At 60.1% G+C, this 17,252-nt stretch carries 19 protein-coding genes and 1 pseudogene; 10 read left to right on the top strand and 10 right to left on the bottom strand.

The window, feature by feature from the left end; translation table 11 throughout:
- Positions 1-73: 73 nt before the first annotated feature.
- The 6 genes from WA157_RS12855 to WA157_RS12830 all read left to right on the top strand — a co-directional run bounded on the left by WA157_RS12855 (position 74) and on the right by WA157_RS12830 (position 7,041).
- The gene (locus WA157_RS12855) at positions 74-589 is read left to right on the top strand and encodes a copper chaperone PCu(A)C (protein ID WP_422621333.1); all 516 of its coding nucleotides are present in this window, start codon (positions 74-76) and stop codon (positions 587-589) included.
- Between the two features lie 36 nt (positions 590-625).
- On the top strand, positions 626-1,081 hold the full coding sequence (locus WA157_RS12850; protein WP_422621332.1) for a DUF2946 family protein: 456 nt from the start codon (positions 626-628) through the stop codon (positions 1,079-1,081).
- A gap of 307 nt (positions 1,082-1,388) precedes the next feature.
- Positions 1,389-3,692, top strand: coding sequence for a TonB-dependent receptor (locus WA157_RS12845; protein ID WP_422621331.1), 2,304 nt, complete (start codon positions 1,389-1,391; stop codon positions 3,690-3,692).
- Between the two features lie 71 nt (positions 3,693-3,763).
- Positions 3,764-4,927, top strand: a complete 1,164-nt coding sequence (gene tcuB, locus WA157_RS12840; protein ID WP_422621481.1) for a tricarballylate utilization 4Fe-4S protein TcuB — start codon at positions 3,764-3,766, stop codon at positions 4,925-4,927.
- A 75-nt stretch (positions 4,928-5,002) separates the two neighbouring features.
- Entirely contained in the window at positions 5,003-5,707 is a 705-nt protein-coding gene (locus WA157_RS12835) for a PhaM family polyhydroxyalkanoate granule multifunctional regulatory protein (RefSeq protein ID WP_422621330.1), read from the top strand.
- Positions 5,708-5,739: 32 nt separating this feature from the next.
- A complete protein-coding gene (locus WA157_RS12830) occupies positions 5,740-7,041 on the top strand; it encodes an FIST signal transduction protein (RefSeq protein ID WP_422621329.1) in 1,302 nt (433 codons plus the stop codon).
- On the opposite strand, the gene WA157_RS12825 is transcribed toward WA157_RS12830, so the two are convergent.
- The 6 genes from WA157_RS12825 to queA all read right to left on the bottom strand — a co-directional run bounded on the left by WA157_RS12825 (position 7,032) and on the right by queA (position 13,804).
- Positions 7,032-8,210, bottom strand: coding sequence for a hypothetical protein (locus WA157_RS12825; protein WP_422621328.1), 1,179 nt, complete (start codon positions 8,208-8,210; stop codon positions 7,032-7,034). The two genes, WA157_RS12830 and WA157_RS12825, sit on opposite strands and share 10 nt — an antisense overlap.
- A 208-nt stretch (positions 8,211-8,418) precedes the next feature.
- On the bottom strand, positions 8,419-9,168 hold the full coding sequence (locus WA157_RS12820; RefSeq protein WP_422621327.1) for a hypothetical protein: 750 nt from the start codon (positions 9,166-9,168) through the stop codon (positions 8,419-8,421).
- A 511-nt stretch (positions 9,169-9,679) separates the two neighbouring features.
- The gene (locus WA157_RS12815; protein ID WP_422621326.1) at positions 9,680-10,171 is read right to left on the bottom strand and encodes a hypothetical protein; all 492 of its coding nucleotides are present in this window, start codon (positions 10,169-10,171) and stop codon (positions 9,680-9,682) included.
- 4 nt (positions 10,172-10,175) lie between these two features.
- On the bottom strand, positions 10,176-11,393 hold the full coding sequence (tgt, locus tag WA157_RS12810; protein WP_422621325.1) for a tRNA guanosine(34) transglycosylase Tgt: 1,218 nt from the start codon (positions 11,391-11,393) through the stop codon (positions 10,176-10,178).
- A gap of 33 nt (positions 11,394-11,426) precedes the next feature.
- Positions 11,427-12,689, bottom strand: coding sequence for an HD-GYP domain-containing protein (locus WA157_RS12805; protein WP_422621324.1), 1,263 nt, complete (start codon positions 12,687-12,689; stop codon positions 11,427-11,429).
- Between the two features lie 32 nt (positions 12,690-12,721).
- Positions 12,722-13,804 carry a tRNA preQ1(34) S-adenosylmethionine ribosyltransferase-isomerase QueA gene (queA, locus tag WA157_RS12800; protein WP_422621323.1) on the bottom strand — a complete coding sequence of 361 codons (1,083 nt, stop codon included), beginning with the start codon at positions 13,802-13,804 and terminating at the stop codon, positions 12,722-12,724.
- 185 nt (positions 13,805-13,989) lie between these two features.
- On the opposite strand from queA, the gene WA157_RS12795 reads away from it, so the two are divergent.
- The 3 genes from WA157_RS12795 to WA157_RS12785 all read left to right on the top strand — a co-directional run bounded on the left by WA157_RS12795 (position 13,990) and on the right by WA157_RS12785 (position 15,035).
- Positions 13,990-14,385, top strand: coding sequence for a universal stress protein (locus WA157_RS12795; protein WP_422621322.1), 396 nt, complete (start codon positions 13,990-13,992; stop codon positions 14,383-14,385).
- A gap of 97 nt (positions 14,386-14,482) precedes the next feature.
- Complete coding sequence (gene mntA / locus WA157_RS12790) at positions 14,483-14,884, top strand: type VII toxin-antitoxin system MntA family adenylyltransferase antitoxin (RefSeq protein ID WP_422621321.1); 402 nt, start codon at positions 14,483-14,485, stop codon at positions 14,882-14,884.
- Entirely contained in the window at positions 14,874-15,035 is a 162-nt protein-coding gene (locus tag WA157_RS12785) for a HepT-like ribonuclease domain-containing protein (RefSeq protein ID WP_422621320.1), read from the top strand. Before mntA ends, WA157_RS12785 begins: the two co-directional genes overlap by 11 nt.
- Before the next feature lie 64 nt (positions 15,036-15,099).
- Here the strand turns inward: WA157_RS12785 and WA157_RS12780 are convergent, their stop codons facing one another.
- The 4 genes from WA157_RS12780 to WA157_RS12765 all read right to left on the bottom strand — a co-directional run bounded on the left by WA157_RS12780 (position 15,100) and on the right by WA157_RS12765 (position 16,573).
- Complete coding sequence (locus WA157_RS12780; RefSeq protein WP_422621319.1) at positions 15,100-15,504, bottom strand: type II toxin-antitoxin system VapC family toxin; 405 nt, start codon at positions 15,502-15,504, stop codon at positions 15,100-15,102.
- A complete protein-coding gene (locus WA157_RS12775; RefSeq protein ID WP_422621318.1) occupies positions 15,504-15,758 on the bottom strand; it encodes a type II toxin-antitoxin system Phd/YefM family antitoxin in 255 nt (84 codons plus the stop codon). Before WA157_RS12775 ends, WA157_RS12780 begins: the two co-directional genes overlap by 1 nt.
- A 114-nt stretch (positions 15,759-15,872) precedes the next feature.
- Positions 15,873-16,331, bottom strand: a complete 459-nt coding sequence (locus WA157_RS12770) for a type II toxin-antitoxin system VapC family toxin (RefSeq protein ID WP_422621317.1) — start codon at positions 16,329-16,331, stop codon at positions 15,873-15,875.
- A complete protein-coding gene (locus WA157_RS12765) occupies positions 16,319-16,573 on the bottom strand; it encodes an AbrB/MazE/SpoVT family DNA-binding domain-containing protein (protein ID WP_422621316.1) in 255 nt (84 codons plus the stop codon). Before WA157_RS12765 ends, WA157_RS12770 begins: the two co-directional genes overlap by 13 nt.
- A 384-nt stretch (positions 16,574-16,957) precedes the next feature.
- Between WA157_RS12765 and WA157_RS12760 the strand changes: the two are divergent.
- Positions 16,958-17,252 (top strand): annotated as a pseudogene (locus tag WA157_RS12760) (flagellin); the annotation flags it as partial.

Genomic DNA, 17,252 nt, shown 5'->3' with positions numbered 1-17,252 from the left:
CGTGGCTGCCCGTCGTCCGACAGCCGCTTCCGGCTGCCCCTTGATTTTTTAATACCCTGATAGAGAAAATCCCATGAAATTCAAAACACTGATGAGCTCGGTCGCCCTCGCTGCGGCTGCCTTCGCCGCCCACGCTGCTGCCATTGAGGTCGAAAACGCCTGGGTGCGTGCCACCGTGAAGGGTCAGCAAGCCACCGGCGCCTTCATGACGCTCACCGCCAAAGAGGGCGCCCGGCTGGTCGGCGTCTCGTCCCCGGCGGCGGGCGTCAGCCAGGTGCATGAGATGACGATGGACGCTGGTGTCATGAAAATGGGCGAGGTCAAGGGCGGGCTGGACCTGCCCGCAGGCAAGGCCGTGGCGCTCAAATCCGGCGGCTACCACCTGATGCTGATGGACTTGAAATCCGCTTTGGTCGCCGGCACCAGCGTGCCCTTGACCCTGGTGTTCAAGGATGCCAAGGGGGTGGAAAGCAAGGTCGAGCTGACGTTGCCGGTGGCGGCCGTTGCCCCCGCTGGCATGGCGCATGGCAAAGAGGCGCCGATGGATCATTCCATGCACGGCAACATGCCGGCCAAAAAGGCCCCTTAGCGCCTGTTAACCGGCTTGAGCCTGTTTCCGCATTTGATGTCACGCCCAACCCACGCTGACACGCTGTGTCGCCCGTGGGCGCTGGCGTTGGCGCTGTTGCTGGCCGTGCTGGGTCCGCTGGCGCCTACGCTGTCGCACGCCATCGTCTGGGCGCGTGGCGACATAAGGCCATTGGTAGAGGTCTGCACCCTTAGCGGGCCGCGCTGGGTGGCATTGGCGTCCACACAAAACGCCGGGCTTGAGGCGGCTGGCAGCACCGAATTTCAGACAGATACCCCTGACGGGCCGGTATCTGCCCTTGCGCTAGATCATTGCCCGTTTTGCCTGCTATTCACAGACCGTGCAGCACCACCGCCCCACTTCCTTGTTCACCTCTTCGCAGTGTTGGGCGAATCCGTGGAGCCCACGGTCCGGCAGGCTTTTTTCTTCCCCGAGCAACCGATGCTGGCGGCTCACCCGCGCGGCCCGCCACACACCTCCTGCACTACTTAATTCATAGCGTCTCACGTAGTTCCGATGGGGGCTAGAGGCTGATTTGTCTTAAATTCATGAGGGTGACATGAAGTCAAAGCGACGACCACCTCATGCTGATTGATGTGAAGCATTCGCTGAACAACGGCGAGCGCTTTGACCAATCCTGAACGTTAAGCACGCAGCCAGCCAGACCGTCAAGGTGTGGGTGCACCCGCCGCGCGATGCGGCAGGTGCGCATGATCCACACCAGCATTAAGCCACTGTCGATTTCTCCGCGGCCTGTCCGCGACCCAAACAAACTTATTACAAAAGAAGCCTATTCATCATGTCTCAATTCAGACTTTGCCAACTCACTTGCGCCATGGCCCTGGCGCTGCCTACACTGGCGCTGCTGAGCGGCCCGGCACTGGCGGCAGACGTTGCCGCGGTCACGCTGGCCCCGATCACTGTCACCGGTACCCCAAGCAATATCAGCCAGCCACTGGGCGCCACAGCCGTTGACCCGGCCAGCCTGGCTCCCAAACTGTCCGCCACCAGCGACACGGCCAGCCTTTTGCAGGACGTACCGGGCTTAAGCCTGTATGGCGCCGGTGGCGTGTCCAGCCTGCCAGCGATCCACGGCTTGGCTGATGACCGTTTGCGCATCAAGGTGGATGGCATGGACCTGATTGCTTCCTGCCCCAATCACATGAATCCGGCGCTGTCTTACATCGACCCGACCCAGGTGGGCCTGCTCAAGGTCTATGCAGGCATCACGCCAGTGAGCGCTGGTGGTGATTCCATTGGCGGCACCATCGTTGCGCAGACGCGCGCGCCCGAATTTGCCGCGCCTGGGCAAGCCGCCATCACCAAGGGCGAAGTGGGCACCTTTTACCGCAGCAATAACAAGGCAAGAGGCGCCAACGTTTCGGCCACCTACGCCACGGAGCAATTCAACATCAGCTACAGCGGGGCCACCAGCCAGGCCGACAACTACACCGCAGGCGGCGACTTCAAAAACTATGACTTCACCGGTCGCGTCGGGCACACCCTGGGGCGTGATGAAGTGGGCTCCACGGCGTATGAAACACGCAACCACAGCGTGGGGCTGGCTTTCAAGAACGACAACCATTTGTTGGAAGCCAAGCTGGGCTACCAGGACATGCCGTTTCAGCTCTACCCGAATCAGCGCATGGACATGCTGGGCAACACCCAGAACAGTGTGAACCTGCGCTACGCGGGCCAGTTCGACTGGGGCGCACTGGAGGCGCGTGCCTACCGCGAGAACGTGGATCACGTCATGGACTTTGGCGCTGACAAACGCTACTGGTATGGCACGGCGTCGGGCGGGGGCGCAGCGCTTGACGGCACACCCTGCAGCCCGATCAGCGCCACCTGCGCGGCCGGCATGCCGATGCTCACCGAGGGAAAAACAACAGGCGTGAGCGTCAAAGCCGACGTGGCGCTGACCCCGCAGGATGTGCTGCGCGTGGGCGCAGAAGCGCAGCAATACCGGCTCAAGGACTGGTGGCCACCCTCAGGTGGGGGCATGTTTCCGGGCACCTTCTGGAACATCCAGGATGGCCAGCGTGACCGCACAGCTGTCTTTGGTGAATGGGAAGCGCGCAAGAACACGCAGTGGATGACCCTGCTGGGCGCACGAGTTGAACAGGTCAAAATGAACGCTGGCAATGTGGTGGGCTACAACCCTGCGGGTGGTGGCTTTCAAGGTCGTGACGCCAGCGCCTTCAATGCCCAGGACCGGAGCAAAACCGACAACAACCTGGATCTGACCGCACTGGCGCGCTACAGCGCCAACACCAACTACGACATCGAGTTCGGCTTCGCCCGCAAGGTGCGCTCACCCAATGTGTATGAGCGCTACACCTGGTCCACTTGGCAGATGGCCGCGCTGATGAACAATTTTGTCGGTGACGGCAACGGTTACCTGGGCGATGTCAACCTCAAGCCAGAGAAGGCCAACACGATTTCCGCCACCTTCGACTGGCACGCTGCTGACAGCCGTTGGGGCTTTAAGGCCACGCCTTACTACACCCAGGTGAGCGATTACATCGACGCCGTGCAGTGGAATGCCACTACCAACTTGGCTGCCACAACCCTGGCAGCCAACAAGTTCAGCGTCCTCAAATATGCCAACCAGTCGGCCCGCCTCTACGGCATTGACCTCTCCGGCCGCATGCCGCTGGCCAGGAGTGCCTGGGGTGACTTGGGGCTCAAAGGTTTGCTGAACTACACCCGCGGCACCAATCAGGATACGGGCGATGGCCTGTACAACGTCATGCCGCTCAACGCCAAACTCGCGTTGACGCAAAAGTTGAAAGCTTGGGACAACAGCTTTGAACTGTTGATGGTGCAAGCCAAGGACAGCGTCTCAGGCATGCGCAATGAAATCAGGACACCGGGCTACAGCCTGGTCAATTTGCGCGGCAGCTATTCGTGGAAACAGGTGCGCGTCGACTTCGGTGTTGAGAATCTGTTCGACAAGTTCTATTACTTGCCCACCGGAGGGGCCTATACCGGGCAAGGGACAACCATGACCAACCCGGCGCTGCCCAATTACCCGCAATGGGGTGGCGCCGTGCCGGGTATCGGACGCTCAATTTACGTGGGTGTGAATGTGAAGTTTTGACGCAAGTGCCGGGCTGATGGCGCCGAAACTGCACTGCTGCGGCTCACTGAACGCCTTGAGCAGGCGCCAAGCTGCCGTACACTCGCGCCGCCAGCCCTCTTGTTGATGCTCCCGCACTGGCCGGTGGCAAAGCGAATGACGAATCCATGCTGACGGCACCCGAAACCGAAGTATCCCGCCTCCTGCATATCTGCAACGACTGCCACTATTGCGATAGTTTTTGTGCGGTATTCCCCGCCAGCTCGCGGCGGCTCCAGTTTGCCAAGGCCGACATCCACTACCTGGCCAATCTTTGCCACAACTGTGGCGCCTGTCTGCACGGCTGCGAGGTTGCCCCGCCGCACGAGCTGGCGGTCAACCTGCCGCAGGCCATGGCCCGCGTGCGTGGCCAGACGTATGCCGACTATGCCTGGCCACCGGCCTTGGGCGCACTTTACCAACGCAATGGTCTGGTGCTGTCGCTGGCGCTGGCGCTCGCGCTGACCGTCTTTCTGCTGCTGGCGCTGGCCTTGAATGGCACGCTCTTGGGCTCACCCCAGGCTGGGTACAACGCGGTGTTTGCGCACCAGGTGCTGGTCGGTTTGTTTGCGCCGGTTTTCCTGTATGCCGTGTTGGCACTGGGCATGGGGGTGCGGCGTTTCTGGCACGACGTGACGCCGGCCACCAGCGGCCAGTCAGTCGGCGCCGCGGCCGCTGGCGAGGCGGCCCGTGACGTCTTGCGCCTGAAATACCTGGACGGTGGCCACGGCGACGGCTGCAACAATGCCGACGGTACGGCCACACTGGCCCGGCGCCGGGCCCACCATTTGACCTTTTACGGTGTCTTGCTGTGTTTTGCCGCCACCTTGGTGGCGAGCGTTTATCACTATGTCCTGGGCTGGACGGCGCCCTACGATTTGCCGCAACTGCCCAAACTGCTGGGTGTCGCCGGCGGGCTGAGTTTGCTGCTCGGCACGGGCAGCTTGTTCGCACTCAACCTGCAGCGCCACCCTTTGCACGGCGACGCGGCGCAAAAACCAATGGATCGCGGCTTTATCGCGCTGCTCTTTTGCGCCAGCGCCAGCGGCCTGGCCCTGTGGTGGGTGCACGCCGGGGTGGCCCTGCCAGCCCTTCTGACCCTGCACCTGGGACTTGTGATGGCGCTGTTTGCCACGCTGCCTTATGGCAAGTTTGCGCACGGCATTTTCCGAACCGCCGCGCTCTTGCGCCATGCGGTCGAAAAGCGCCAGACCTAGCGCGGGCGGCGCATCGCCATCCGGTCAGCATTGGGGTAAGCTGTGAACCCTTACAGCCAACCCCTTGGAGACAACATGAGTGATGCACAAAACGCTGGTTTCGGCAAATTTATTCCCGGTTTTGATTTTTTGCAGAACCTGGCCAAGGGGGCGACGGAGACGGTGCCGCAGATGCCCAATCTGGCCAACTGGATTGCACCCACCCTCAATGTGGAAGAGCTGGACAAACGTATTGCCGAACTCAAGGCGGTGCACTTCTGGCTCGATCAGAACTCCAAGGCACTGGGCGCAACCGTGCAGGCGCTTGAGGTGCAGAAAATGACGCTGGCCACACTCAAGGGCATGAACTTCAACATCGGCGACGTGGCCAATGCGCTCAAGCTCAAAGCAGCCGACTCGGTTTACTCCGGGGTGCAGCGGGTCACGGAAGAGGCAGCCTCGACCGCCCAGACTATTTCTGAAGTGGCCTCTGACGCCGAAGATGTGGCTAAAAAAGTACGCAAAGCGGCCAAGCCCGTGACCGATATGGCTGCTGGCTTGATTGATCCGATGCAACTTTGGACTTCTCTGACCCAGCAGTTTGGGCAAATTGCCGCCAGTGCCATGAAAGACGCGGGCAAAGCCACCGCCATGGACGCCACCAAAAACATGGCGGCAGGGTTTGCCAAAGAAGCCGTCAAGGCTACGAAAAAAGTAGCTGCTAGCGCAGGTGCAGCGGGGGCTGCAGCCAAAAAAGCGCCTAAGAAAGTCGCCAAAAAAACCGTTCGCCGCAGCACCTGATGCGCGATGGCTTGCGATAAAAAAGGCGGGTCATGAAGCTGTTTCCCTATGGCCATGCCACGCACCCGCAGTGGCAGATGGCCGCCGAGCTGACGCTGGCGCAAGTGCGCGCCCAGATGGCGCTGCATGGTTACGCCAGCAGCCCGACGCTGGCTCTGCTCTACATCACGGACCACTACGCGCTGCAGGCGCAAGAGATTCTGGATCACCTGAGCGCCGAGCTGCCCGAAATCACCGATTGGGCGGGCACCGTGGGCGTGGGTATTGCCGCCAATAACGCCGAGTATTTTGACGAGCCGGCGCTGGCCCTGATGTTGTGCGAGCTGCCGACTGACCAGTACCGGGTGTTTTCCGGCGTGGCGCCGCTGGGACTGGGCTTTGAAGCGCATACAGCCTTGATCCATGCCGACGCCAGCACGCCCGATCTGGGGGAACTGATCGAAGAGATGGCGCTGCGCACCGACTCGGGCTACCTGTTTGGTGGCCTGGCTTCGAGCCGCTCCAAAACCGTGCAGTTTGCCGTGGGCGGCGATGGCAACATCAGTGGCCAGGGCGCGGCCCGCGGGGTTTTCAGCGGCGGCTTGAGTGGTGTCGCTTTTGGTGCCGGCATCAACCTGGTGTCGCGCGTCACGCAAGGCTGTTTGCCAGTGGCGCGCACGCATCAGGTCACCAAGGCCGACAAGCATGTGGTGTTGACACTGGACGACGAGCCCGCGCTGGATGTGATGCTGCGCGACTTGCATATTTCACTGGAGCAGCCGCAAGAAGCGCTGGCGGTGGTGCGTGCCACGCTGGTGGGGCTGGCGCGCGCGCAGACCGCGCGCCGGGGCCTGGCGGGGTCCGATGCGCCCGCAGTGCGCCAGACCGGGCATTTTGGCAACGATGTCGTCGTGCGCCACATCATTGGTCTTGATCCGGGGCAGCGTGGCGTCGCCGTGGCGGAGCCGGTGGAGCCGGGCATGGAACTTGTGTTTTGCCAGCGCAACGCCCAGGCGGCCAAGGCCGATTTAATCCGCGTCTGTGCCGAAATTCGCGAGGAACTGGAGCCCGAAGAGCTGCCGCTGGAGGCGGTCGCCGCGCTGCATGCGTCCGAGGCCGAAGCGGCGCCGCATCCGGCGCGTGGCATTGCCGGCGCCATTTACGTGAGTTGTGCCGGGCGCGGCGGGCCGCACTTTGGGGCCCCGAGCGCCGAGCTGCAAATCATTCGCCGTGCCTTGGGTGATGTGCCGCTGGTCGGCTTTTTTGCCGGTGGCGAGATCGCCCGCAACCACCTGTACGGCTATACCGGGGTGTTGACGGTGTTTGCCGGGGGTGATTGGGGCGATCAGAAGTAGCCAGGCAACTCAAAGGGGTCAAAGTCATCCTGTGGTGCTTGGCGCTGTTCGCGCAGCCAGCGCTTGAACTCTGCGTCCTCCTGGACGCGTTGCAAATCCCTTTTCATCATCACAACATCGGCCTGCAAGTTCTGTTGTTGCTCGACCATCGCGCGCTTGAGGCTGGCCGCACTCAATGGCGCGTAGGGCGGCAGACCGAACTCGGACAGCGTGTGCATCTCAATTTCGCGCAGTTCGCGGGTCAGCACCTCGGCCCGCTCTTTCAGCAGGACGGTCAGGGCCATGATCTTCTCACGCGCCAGATTGGCCACCATCTCCCCGTCCGCCAACTCGGCGCGCAGCTGCAATTGCAGCAGGGCCAGCAGATCACGGCGCTCATAGGCCGCGTTCACATCTTTCATCAGTGCGGTTTTGCGCGAGTGCTCATGGGCGTCGCTTTCGCGGTCGGGGTGCAGGGCGCTGACCAGTTGGCGGTAGATCGTACGCAGCGCGCCATCCGCGTCCTGGGCTTGCTGCTCGGACTGTTGCTGGCGTGCGGACTTCTTGCCACGCCCTTTGTGTGTTGCCCGGGCTTCTTCCTGCGCCCGGTTGTGCTCCTGCATTTGTTTCATGCTGGCTTGCAGCATTTCCTGCAGGCTTTCAAACCCCTGGGTATCACCCAGCGGTTTGCCCAGAATGTCTTCCATCAGTTCCTGCATGTCGGCCACGGCGGACTTTTCTTGCTCGGCCAGTGTCTCGTCGCTGTGCGCATCATGCAATTCCTGCATGGCGGCGTCGCCCGCCATTGCCAGTCCGGCCGCCAGGCTGCAAATAATTTCGCTGGCCATGCGCTTTTGTTTGGCGGTGAGTCCTTTGCGTTGTAGTCGTTCATTCAGCCACAGCGCCATGTTGCGCATCAGGGCACTGCGCTCGGTTAGCAGTGGGCCCAGGGTGGCGCCATGCATCGGGCGGTGTGTATCCGCCAGCGCGCGCGTCGTCTCGATTTTGCGTGCGAGGTTTTCGGTCCGTGTCAGCAGCTTGTTAAAGCGCTGCTGCTCGGGCGAGAGCTGGCCGCTGGTGAATTTGAGGGCGGTGACAGCTGTGCCGGGTTCGGTCAACTTGTCGGCGGAAGTTGACGTTGCGCTGGCATCTGGCGCGTTGGCTGGAAATAAAGGGGCTTGGTGGTGCACGTTCGGTAGGGGTAGAAATGGCTGGGTGAGCAGTCGATGTTGCAGTTTTTTGATGGAGTTATAGGCAATTGTCTTGAACCAATTTTATATAAGCTTTTTTACCTCTAGCCCCCGTTGAATAAGCGCACGTCGCTATTAACTCAATATCGGTTGACGTGAGGGGTGGTTATCCGGTTCGGATCTGATCGTGTAGCCTGGGCGTTCCACTTTAGTGGAGCTGCTGCCGCAGCAACTGCTTCAAGTCAGACGGGCTGAAATCCACGGTTTTTCCGGTGTAGAAGTTGGCCCGTTTGAATTGCTTTTTGCCCACTGCCTGCTCACTCTCGGCGATAGCCAGCACAAAGCCTGGTTGCTGGGTGTAGAGATATTGCATGTGGATGACTTCGGCCTCCAGTAGGCGAGCAGCACTTGAAGCTGCAATCACAATCAGGGGCGTGGCGTGGTCAATGACATGATCCGCCACCATGCTGCCAGCCATGGTTAGCTCGACATTGCTGCGGTACGGCAAGTTGAGTGCGCCTGCGATTTCGGCCACGACCTCAGCTACACGGTCTTTGAAGTCATTGGCTGCGCGTTCTTTGTGCGAGGTGGCCAGCGCAAAAAGCTGTTGGGCGGCGGCTGCTACCTGAAAGATGGTGGGGGCAATCAGGCGCTGGTCGCTCAGGCTAGCTATCAGGGTTTCGTCTGAATAGTCCACGCCAGCGGTTTGGTTCAAGTCTTCAGCCCAGCGCTGTACCAGTTCCGAGTCCACGTCACCGCCATGCATGGACGCATAGAGCGCGGCTTCGCCGTTTTCATCAATTTCAAAGCCGTGGCTGCGCTGCCGTACCCGAATGACGACCTTGTCGTTGCTGCCAGGGTATTCAAGGGGCGTGACGATGCGCTGCACTGAATCGCTGTCTTCATGCACTTCAAACAAGGAACAAATGGTTTGTTTTAAACCAGGGGCAAAGTCCACGTGTCTTTCTCCGATGCCAGTGTGATGCCACACACCTTGCAAAATTGCAGTGTTAGCTTTTGACGGTCCACCTCAACCCTCGGATCGAGTCCTTCGATGGTTAATAAATCCAACTCGGGTGCCCCGGGAAGTTGGCGGTTGGTGTAATCATTTTCTGTTTTACAGGGCAGTTTGCAATGCACTCCTTTGTGGCTGGGGTGGAAGTGCAATTCAAACAACGGGGACAAGATTGATTTTCTAGAACACAAAACAGCCACGCCATGAAAGCCGAGTCTTGTAGAGTCTCACCATCACGCCACATCAAGACCACGCGGTGCGTGTCCGAAACCGCCATCAGGTCAGTGGACATGATCCGCGTCGATCCGACTTTGTGCAGAGGTTTGGGTAGCTTGTTGCGTTTGAGTGGCTTGAAGACAGGCATGCCGCGCAATTGCTTGGCAGCAGTCTTGTGTTGGGCTAGCTCTTTGGGTGTCATTGCGGCATGTTAGCAGGCGGTGCGATTCGATCGTGGTCATGTCATAAAACGCCGCAAGCGTTGCTTCCAGCGGCGTTTCATCACCCGCCCCAGCCGCCACGGCCATGAGGCGCGCACTTGGGCCAGCAGGGCTTCTTTCCAGCTCACCCAGCGCGTGAACAGGCGCGCAAACCAGGCCAGTTGCATCAGCGCGGGTTGCGTCAGCGCAAACAGGCGGGCGACGATGGCCGTGCCCACCAGCTTGGCGCCGAGGATGACCAGGGTGCCAGCCCACATCTTGCCCTGCCCGATCAGCCACAGGGCCAGCAACTTGACCGGCAGCAGCATCGCGGTGGGCAGCAAAAACAAGGCCAGCGCAGCGTAGGGCGGCAAGGCGCGGATTCGCGCTTCGAGCCAGCGCAGCCCCGGCAAACGACCGACCCAGGCCAGCGCCCGCTGCAGCGGCTCCCAGCCCCATTCCTCGAACAGGATCAGCAGCGCCAGCAGGCCACTGAACAGGTTCTTCAGGAGGCGAAAGGCCAGGTTCACAAATTCACACCCCGCGCGCCCGATCGGCCTTGAACTGCTGGCGGAATGCGCCAAAGGTGCCGGCGTCCAGCGCGGCGCGCACCTCTGTCATCAGGTTCAGGTAGTAGTGCAGGTTATGGATGCTCGACAGCATGGGCCCCAGCATCTCGCCGCAGCGGTCCAGGTGGTGCAGGTAGGCGCGGCTGAAGCCACCCCGCCCGCCTTGGGCCCAGGAGCGGCCCGCACCCGTGTCTGGCGTGTTCGCGTGCGTGGCGCTGCCCGCGCAGGCGTAACAGGTGCAGGTTTCATCCAGCGGGTGCTGGTCCATTTTGTGGCGGGCGTTGCGGATTTTCAAATCGCCATAGCGGGTAAAGAAAGTGCCGTTGCGCGCGTTGCGGGTCGGCATGACGCAATCAAACATGTCCACGCCTTGGGCCACGCCCTCGATCAGATCCTCGGGCGTGCCGACACCCATCAGGTAGCGCGGTTTGTGAGCCGGCAAACGGTGCGGTGTGTGCGCCATGATGCGCAGCATCTCATCCTTGGGCTCGCCGACACTGACCCCGCCGACCGCGTAGCCGGGAAAGTCCATGGCCACCAGCTGCTCCAGCGACTCTTGCCGCAAGTCCTCAAACATGCCGCCCTGCACAATGCCAAACAGCGCGTTGGGGTTTTCCAGCCGGGCAAATTCGTCCTGGCTGCGTTGGGCCCAGCGCAGGCTCATTTCCATCGAGGCTCTGGCCTCGTCCTCGGTGGTGATCTGCCCTTTGGTCTTGGGCTCGACCGACAAGTAGGGTGTGCATTCGTCCAGCTGCATCGCGATGTCGGAATTGAGCGTGGTTTGAATCTGGATGCTGACTTCGGGCGACATGAACAGCTTGTCGCCATTCACCGGGCTTGAGAAGTGCACGCCGTCCTCGGTGATTTTGCGCATGGCCCCCAGGCTCCAGACCTGAAAGCCGCCGGAGTCGGTCAGGATCGGTTTGTTCCATTTTTCAAACTGATGCAGGCCGCCAAACTGCGCCATCACATCCAGCCCCGGGCGCATCCACAGGTGAAAGGTGTTGCCCAGGATGATTTGCGCGTCCATGTCTTCCAGGCTGCGCGGTGTGACGCCTTTCACCGTGCCATAGGTGCCCACCGGCATGAAAATGGGCGTTTGCACCACGCCATGGTTCAGGGTCAGGCGGCCACGGCGGGCATGGCTGGAGGGGTCGGTTTGGAGCAGGTCAAATTGGAGCATGGGCGCTATTGTCTTTCATGCTGGCGCCCCGCTTCACATTTCAAAATGGTGGCGTACGCGGTCTTCCAGCAGTTGCCGGGTGGCGTTCTCGCTGATGCCGGCCAGGCGGTCAAAGGTCGCTCGCGCCATCGGGCGAAACACGGCCATCACCGACGGGTCGAAATGGCTGGCGGTGTCCTTCTCCAGAATGGCCATGGCGGCGTCAAAGCCCATCGGCTCCTTGTACGGGCGCTTTGAACAGAGCGCATCAAACACGTCGGCCACCGCAAAAATACGCGCCGCCAGCGGGATGTCCTCGCCGCCGAGCTGGCGCGGGTAGCCCGAGCCGTTCCATTTTTCGTGGTGCGCGGCGACCACGGCATTGGCACCTTCAAGCCAGCCCATGCCGTTCACGATCTCCTCCCCTTGCGCGACGTGGGTGCGCATGACGCGCATCTCGTCGTCATCGAGCTTGCCGGGCTTGAGCAAGATGGCGTCCGGAATGCCAATTTTGCCCACATCGTGCAAAAAGCTGCCCGCAATCAGGGCCTGCATGTCGCTGCCCGCCAGACCCATCTGTTCGGCAATGCTGGCGGCAATCCAGGCCACGCGGTAGTTGTGGGCGCCGGTGTCGGAGTCGCGCTTGGCGATGGCGCGCCCAAGCGCTTCCATCATGGAAATATGCGAGTCCAGCACCTCCTGCGCCTTTCGCTCGTTATCCGCTGACAAGTGCACCACCACCGGGTAAAGCGCCCCGCCACACAGCAAAGAAGCCAGCCCGACCATCAAGGCTGCGCTCAGCGAGTTATTGAAGATCTGGTCTTGCTGCCAGGTCGGCATGACGCGCACGCCCTCGAAATAGCCCGTGACTGGGCGGCTCATGTCGGTGGCGGAGTCACGCAGTGGCACAAAAACGCGCAAGGCCCAGACCCCCGATGCGGGCTTGTGGCCCTTGTAAAAAGCTGCCGTGTAATTGGGCGTGCCATGGTGCGGCAATGACGACTCCACTGCGTGGCCCTCCGGCGTGACCGATTCAGCGAGCTTGCGTCCTTGCGCGTCATAAATCTCGACAATGTCAAACATGCCGCCCGAAATGGCGTTCGCGGCCAAGGTTGCGTGTTGTGTCGCCTGCGGGCCGCTCAAGTCGATGGCGTCAAACTGGTGCAGCAGACGCCCCGACTCCTCAACGGCCAACGCCACAATGCTTTCCTCGGCACTCTCGCGCGCCACGTACCAGGCAATCGGGCTGGCCAAAGACGCCAGCACAATACTGACTGCGGCGATGCGAATGGCGGTGCGCTTTTGAAAAGTATTCATCCTCGTCTGCTTTCCTGGCATCTGCGTATGCCTCAGCGTTGGCGTGCCAGCAGCATGGCGTCGCCATAACTGAAAAACCGGTACTGCGCTGCCATCGCGTGACGGTACAAAGCCATCACAGGCTCATAACCCGCAAACGCGCTCACCAGCATCATCAGGCTCGATTTTGGCAGGTGAAAATTGGTCACCAGCTGGTCCACCAATTGAAACTCAAAGCCCGGCGTGATGAAGATTCGGGTGTCGCCTGTGGTCTGGCCGGTTTTGGCCCACGACTCCAGCGTGCGCACGGTGGTGGTGCCCACGGCGATGAGACGGCCACCCCGCGCGCGGCATTCGGCAATCGCTTGCTGCGTGGCGGCGGGCACGTCGTACCACTCGCTGTGCATCTGGTGCTCGGCCAGGTTTTCGGTTTTCACGGGCTGAAAGGTGCCTGCGCCCACATGCAGGGTGACAAAAGCACGCTGCACGCCCCGGGCGTCGATGGCGGCGAGCAGGGCGTCATCAAAATGCAGGGCGGCAGTCGGCGCGGCCACGGCGCCGGGATTTTTGGCGAACACGGTCTGATACCGCGCAGCGTCTTCGGCCGAATCGGCGTGCGTGATGTAGGGCGGCAACGGCACATGGCCATGGCGCGCCATCAGTGTGAACGGGTCGTCGCCCGCGTCGTTGGTGAGGACAAAGCGAAACAGCGCGCCCTGGGCATCGGGCCAGCGCCCCAGCAGCGTGGCGCGCAAATTCTCGTGCGTGCCGGGGGCGCCGGTCAGCGTCACCGAGGCGCCCACCTCCGGCTTCTTGCTCACGCGCAGGTGCGCGGCCACCTGGTTGCCGCCCAGCACGCGCTCAACCAGGAGTTCGAGCTTGCCGCCGGTGGACTTTTCGCCAAACAGGCGGGCGTTGATGACACGTGTGTCGTTGAAGACCAGCAAATCGCCCGGCTGCAACAAGGACGGGAGATCACGAAAAAAGCGGTCTTGCGGGGTGGCGCTGGTGCCGTCGAGCAACCGTGAGCCGCTGCGCTCGGGCGCCGGGTGCTGGGCGATCAGCTCGGGCGGGAGGTGGAAGTCAAAGTCGCTGAGGGAGAATGCGCGGGCGGCATCGGCTAAAGTGAGCGGCATAGTGCTGGAGAGGGTGGACGGGCCCCGTACCGGGTGCATAAAGAGCCCGATTGTCGCAGGCCAAAAGTGGATACCCTGTGCTTTCCAACTTTGTCATCGACATGACAGGGTGGCTGCGCTGACGGGGTTCCCGTTTGCCGCCTGATCGCGTCTAATAGAGTGTCTAAAACAACTGGAGAAAATTCATGACAATACTTGTAGCTTACGTGCCACGCCCCGAGGGTCAGGCCGCCCTGGACAAAGGGATCGAGATTGCCCAGAGTCGCAATGAACGGCTGGTGGTGGTCAACGCCACCTCAGGTGGCACCAAAGAGGATGCCTCGTTTGCCGATGTGCAAGACTTCGAGCGGGTTCAAAAGTTGCTGGAAGACACGGGCCTCAACGCAGAAGTCAAACAGTTTGTGCGCGGCAAGAATGCCGTCGAGGAAATTGAAGCCCTGGTCGAGTCCTTGCCGGCATCCCTGCTCGTCATTGGCCTGAGAAAGCGAACCCCGGTGGGCAAACTCATCATGGGCAGCGTGGCCCAGGAGCTTCTTTTGTCCGTTTCCTGTCCTGTATTGGCGGTCAAGTCGGCGGGGTGATGATGCCGGGTTTAAGAGGGGATTCGCGGGTAATTCGAACCTGACCTTTCTTCTTCGTATATAGCAACAAAATATCATGGCAAACAGCAAAACTTTGATGCCAAAAAATGAGCCATGCACAGCTAAAGATGCCCTAGCGCAGACTTTGCGTGATGAGCCACAGCTGGAATTTGCGGTATTGGTGGGCAGCCGCGCCCTAGAGACGGCCCGTGTCGACAGCGACTGGGACATTGCCCTGCAATGGGCCCCGCAGCTCGATTGGCTCACTGTGCTGGGCAAAACCGAAACCTTGAGGCGCACCCTGGCACGTCAGCTGAACGTTGCACCCACAGCGATTGACCTGATCGAATTACGCCGTGCCAATCTGGCCATGCGCGCCAGCGTTGCCGAAGACGGCTTGCCGCTGGCGGGCCAGGACTCTCTGGCGTGGGCGCGGTTTTTGCAGCGCACTTGGCGTGAGCTGGAAGACTTTTATTGGGACAAACAACATGCGGCTTGACCTGTACCAAGCCGAGACCGCGCGCATTGCCATCATTGGTCTGCGCAACAGCATCGTGCACGATTACATGAACATCGACATGGATCAAGTCATTGCTTTGGTGGCCGCTGACAAAGAACAATTTGTTGTGCGCTTCCTGGTCAATGCTTGATTCAGATTACGCCTGCGCTGCACGCCATGGCCCAGGCATCTGGAGGAGTCCTGGTATTTCGAGCTTATAAAACTGCCAGGCCAGCCGCGATGGCCGCATCCCTCAGTTGTGTATCTTGCGTTGCCAACGCAATGCCATGGCGCTGGGCCAATTCCAGATAAGCTGCGTCATAGCTGCTGAGCTTGTAGTGCATGGCCAATTCAAACAACTGTCGTTGGTTGGGTCCGGGGCGCCTATCGACTTCTATTGGGAGCTCACCCAGCGTGTCAAGAATTTGCCTGGCGACCTCCCGGCTCAGTTTCCCGCGCGCGCAGGCAGTTTTAAGAACGTTAGCCAGCTCCAGTTGCCACAGCGGTGGCATCAGGGCGCTTTCCGTTTCCAAACGGGTCGCAATGGTCTGTGTGTAAGTCGTGGCCTGGTCTGGCAAATACCAACCGGTGACGACCGAGTTATCAAGCACAAAAGACATCACTCTCGGCCCTCTTGGATGGCCTGCTTGACAGTGCAACCCAACTCAGCACCACTTCCCAGTGTACGCATCCGTTGCATGGCATTTGAAACGCGCTGACTTTGCGCCACTGGTAGCTCGCCCGCGGTGCCCATCGCCACCAATCTCGCTATGGGTGCGCCGTGGCGCGTGATGGTGATTTCCTCGCCATGCTCGACCGCACTGAGCAACTCCGAAAACCGGTTTTTGGCTTCAAAAACAGCAACAAATCTCATGGTTCAACCCTGGAAATTATGGATAGCCATAATTTTGCACAAACCGACAGCGAGAGGGGAAACAGTAATTCGAACCGTGGCCCGTCTTCCCTTTTCGTCTGCCCCCCCTTTTCCTCATGCCTTCAAAAGCGCAGCCAAAGAGATCACCTCAAGGCCTTCATTTGAACTGATCCCGGCGTCGTTCGTGATAAAAAATTGACATCCTGCATGCACTGCGGTCGCGACGTGAAGCGCGTCGATAAACTTCAATCGCTTGCGAGCAACCAGCATGGCGGCAGCATCAAAAACATCACGGTCATGCCCAACAATGGTGAGGAAGTTTTTTTGCGCGAAGAACCGCTTGAAACGGGCGGCAAGCGCAGGATTGTCCTGTCGGTAGGGCCCGACCATGACTTCCGCCACAGCAGCATCGCCCGTGGTGCCGAATATCTCTCGTCTGATGCAGGCCTGAAAGAACTGTGACACCACTTCGAAATAGGTGTCGTGTTTGTCCAGGAAATAGATGAAAACGTTGGTGTCGATATAGACACGTTGCCCCGCGAGTCGGGCCATCGCGGTGGCTACCTTTCCCATGAGTTCTTCATGTTGCACAGGGTCTGGTCGACCTCCTCGGGCGTGTTCCCCCAAAGGCCGTGACCGATTCCAGCGAAGGACATGATGTCATCTTCATCCTTGGCATCATGTTTAGGGGTAATGATGATGCTTCCATTGATAAAGGTAACGGTCAGACGATCATCGGGCTTTAGTTTGGCTTCACGCACAACACTGGCAGGCAATGTGACCTGATGTTTTGGGCGCATACGAATTTCAGGCATGCAAGGCTCCTTAAGTAAAAGTTAGATATTGGTCATATTAATCCAACATCTAACTTTGTCAAACCTTTGCTGCGCCTTCCCCTGATAAAGATGCATTCCTCCCGGCAAGCTCAAGCAGCTTGATGACCGGGAACGGCAAGTCGCCAAACCCTGCCGTCAGAAATAGCCGTAAACCCCGCCGTTTATCGCGCTTTAGCCGGGCTGGAATTTTCATATTCTCACTACCGTTTCATCTCAAAAGTGATTCAGCGAGCTTCAGTGCAAACAGAGCTCAACGTCCGGCAAGTGTTCGAAAGGGCGCACCGGTCATGGCGGTCAATCCACAGGATTGGCGTTGGGATTGGCAGCAATGCCGGATTAATTCAGCTTTAAAGGAGCTTCAAAATGACCTCAGTTATCAATACAAACATCAGTTCGTTGACGGCCCAGCGTAATTTGGGGATGAGCCAGGCCTCGCTGGCCACCGCCATGCAGCGCCTGTCAAGCGGCCTGCGCATCAACAGTGCCAAAGACGACGCCGCCGGCCTCGCTATCAGCGAGCGGATGACCACCCAGATTCGCGGCAGCAACCAGGCGGCGCGCAACGCCAACGACGGCATCTCGCTGGCGCAAACGGCTGAAGGGGACTTGACGCAGGTCACCAGCAATTTGCAGCGTATCCGTGAACTGGCCGTGCAAT

The sequence above is a fragment of the Rhodoferax ferrireducens genome (genome assembly GCF_049302455.1).
In the GTDB taxonomy this organism is placed as follows: Bacteria; Pseudomonadota; Gammaproteobacteria; order Burkholderiales; family Burkholderiaceae_C; genus Rhodoferax; species Rhodoferax ferrireducens_B.
This window is presented reverse-complemented; position numbering and strand designations above follow the sequence as displayed.

Excerpts from the sequence above, each read along its gene's own strand:
- WA157_RS12780 (WP_422621319.1), bottom strand. The coding sequence starts at position 15,504 with ATGTCTTTTGTGCTTGATAACTCGGTCGTCACCGGTTGGTATTTGCCA.
- WA157_RS12775 (WP_422621318.1), bottom strand. The coding sequence starts at position 15,758 with ATGAGATTTGTTGCTGTTTTTGAAGCCAAAAACCGGTTTTCGGAGTTG.
- WA157_RS12830 (WP_422621329.1), top strand. The coding sequence starts at position 5,740 with ATGAAGCTGTTTCCCTATGGCCATGCCACGCACCCGCAGTGGCAGATG.
- WA157_RS12805 (WP_422621324.1), bottom strand. The coding sequence starts at position 12,689 with ATGAATACTTTTCAAAAGCGCACCGCCATTCGCATCGCCGCAGTCAGT.
- WA157_RS12765 (WP_422621316.1), bottom strand. The coding sequence starts at position 16,573 with ATGCCTGAAATTCGTATGCGCCCAAAACATCAGGTCACATTGCCTGCC.
- WA157_RS12855 (WP_422621333.1), top strand. The coding sequence starts at position 74 with ATGAAATTCAAAACACTGATGAGCTCGGTCGCCCTCGCTGCGGCTGCC.
- WA157_RS12770 (WP_422621317.1), bottom strand. The coding sequence starts at position 16,331 with ATGGGAAAGGTAGCCACCGCGATGGCCCGACTCGCGGGGCAACGTGTC.
- WA157_RS12850 (WP_422621332.1), top strand. The coding sequence starts at position 626 with ATGTCACGCCCAACCCACGCTGACACGCTGTGTCGCCCGTGGGCGCTG.
- queA (WP_422621323.1), bottom strand. The coding sequence starts at position 13,804 with ATGCCGCTCACTTTAGCCGATGCCGCCCGCGCATTCTCCCTCAGCGAC.
- WA157_RS12835 (WP_422621330.1), top strand. The coding sequence starts at position 5,003 with ATGAGTGATGCACAAAACGCTGGTTTCGGCAAATTTATTCCCGGTTTT.
- tgt (WP_422621325.1), bottom strand. The coding sequence starts at position 11,393 with ATGCTCCAATTTGACCTGCTCCAAACCGACCCCTCCAGCCATGCCCGC.
- WA157_RS12795 (WP_422621322.1), top strand. The coding sequence starts at position 13,990 with ATGACAATACTTGTAGCTTACGTGCCACGCCCCGAGGGTCAGGCCGCC.
- WA157_RS12845 (WP_422621331.1), top strand. The coding sequence starts at position 1,389 with ATGTCTCAATTCAGACTTTGCCAACTCACTTGCGCCATGGCCCTGGCG.
- mntA (WP_422621321.1), top strand. The coding sequence starts at position 14,483 with ATGCCAAAAAATGAGCCATGCACAGCTAAAGATGCCCTAGCGCAGACT.
- WA157_RS12785 (WP_422621320.1), top strand. The coding sequence starts at position 14,874 with ATGCGGCTTGACCTGTACCAAGCCGAGACCGCGCGCATTGCCATCATT.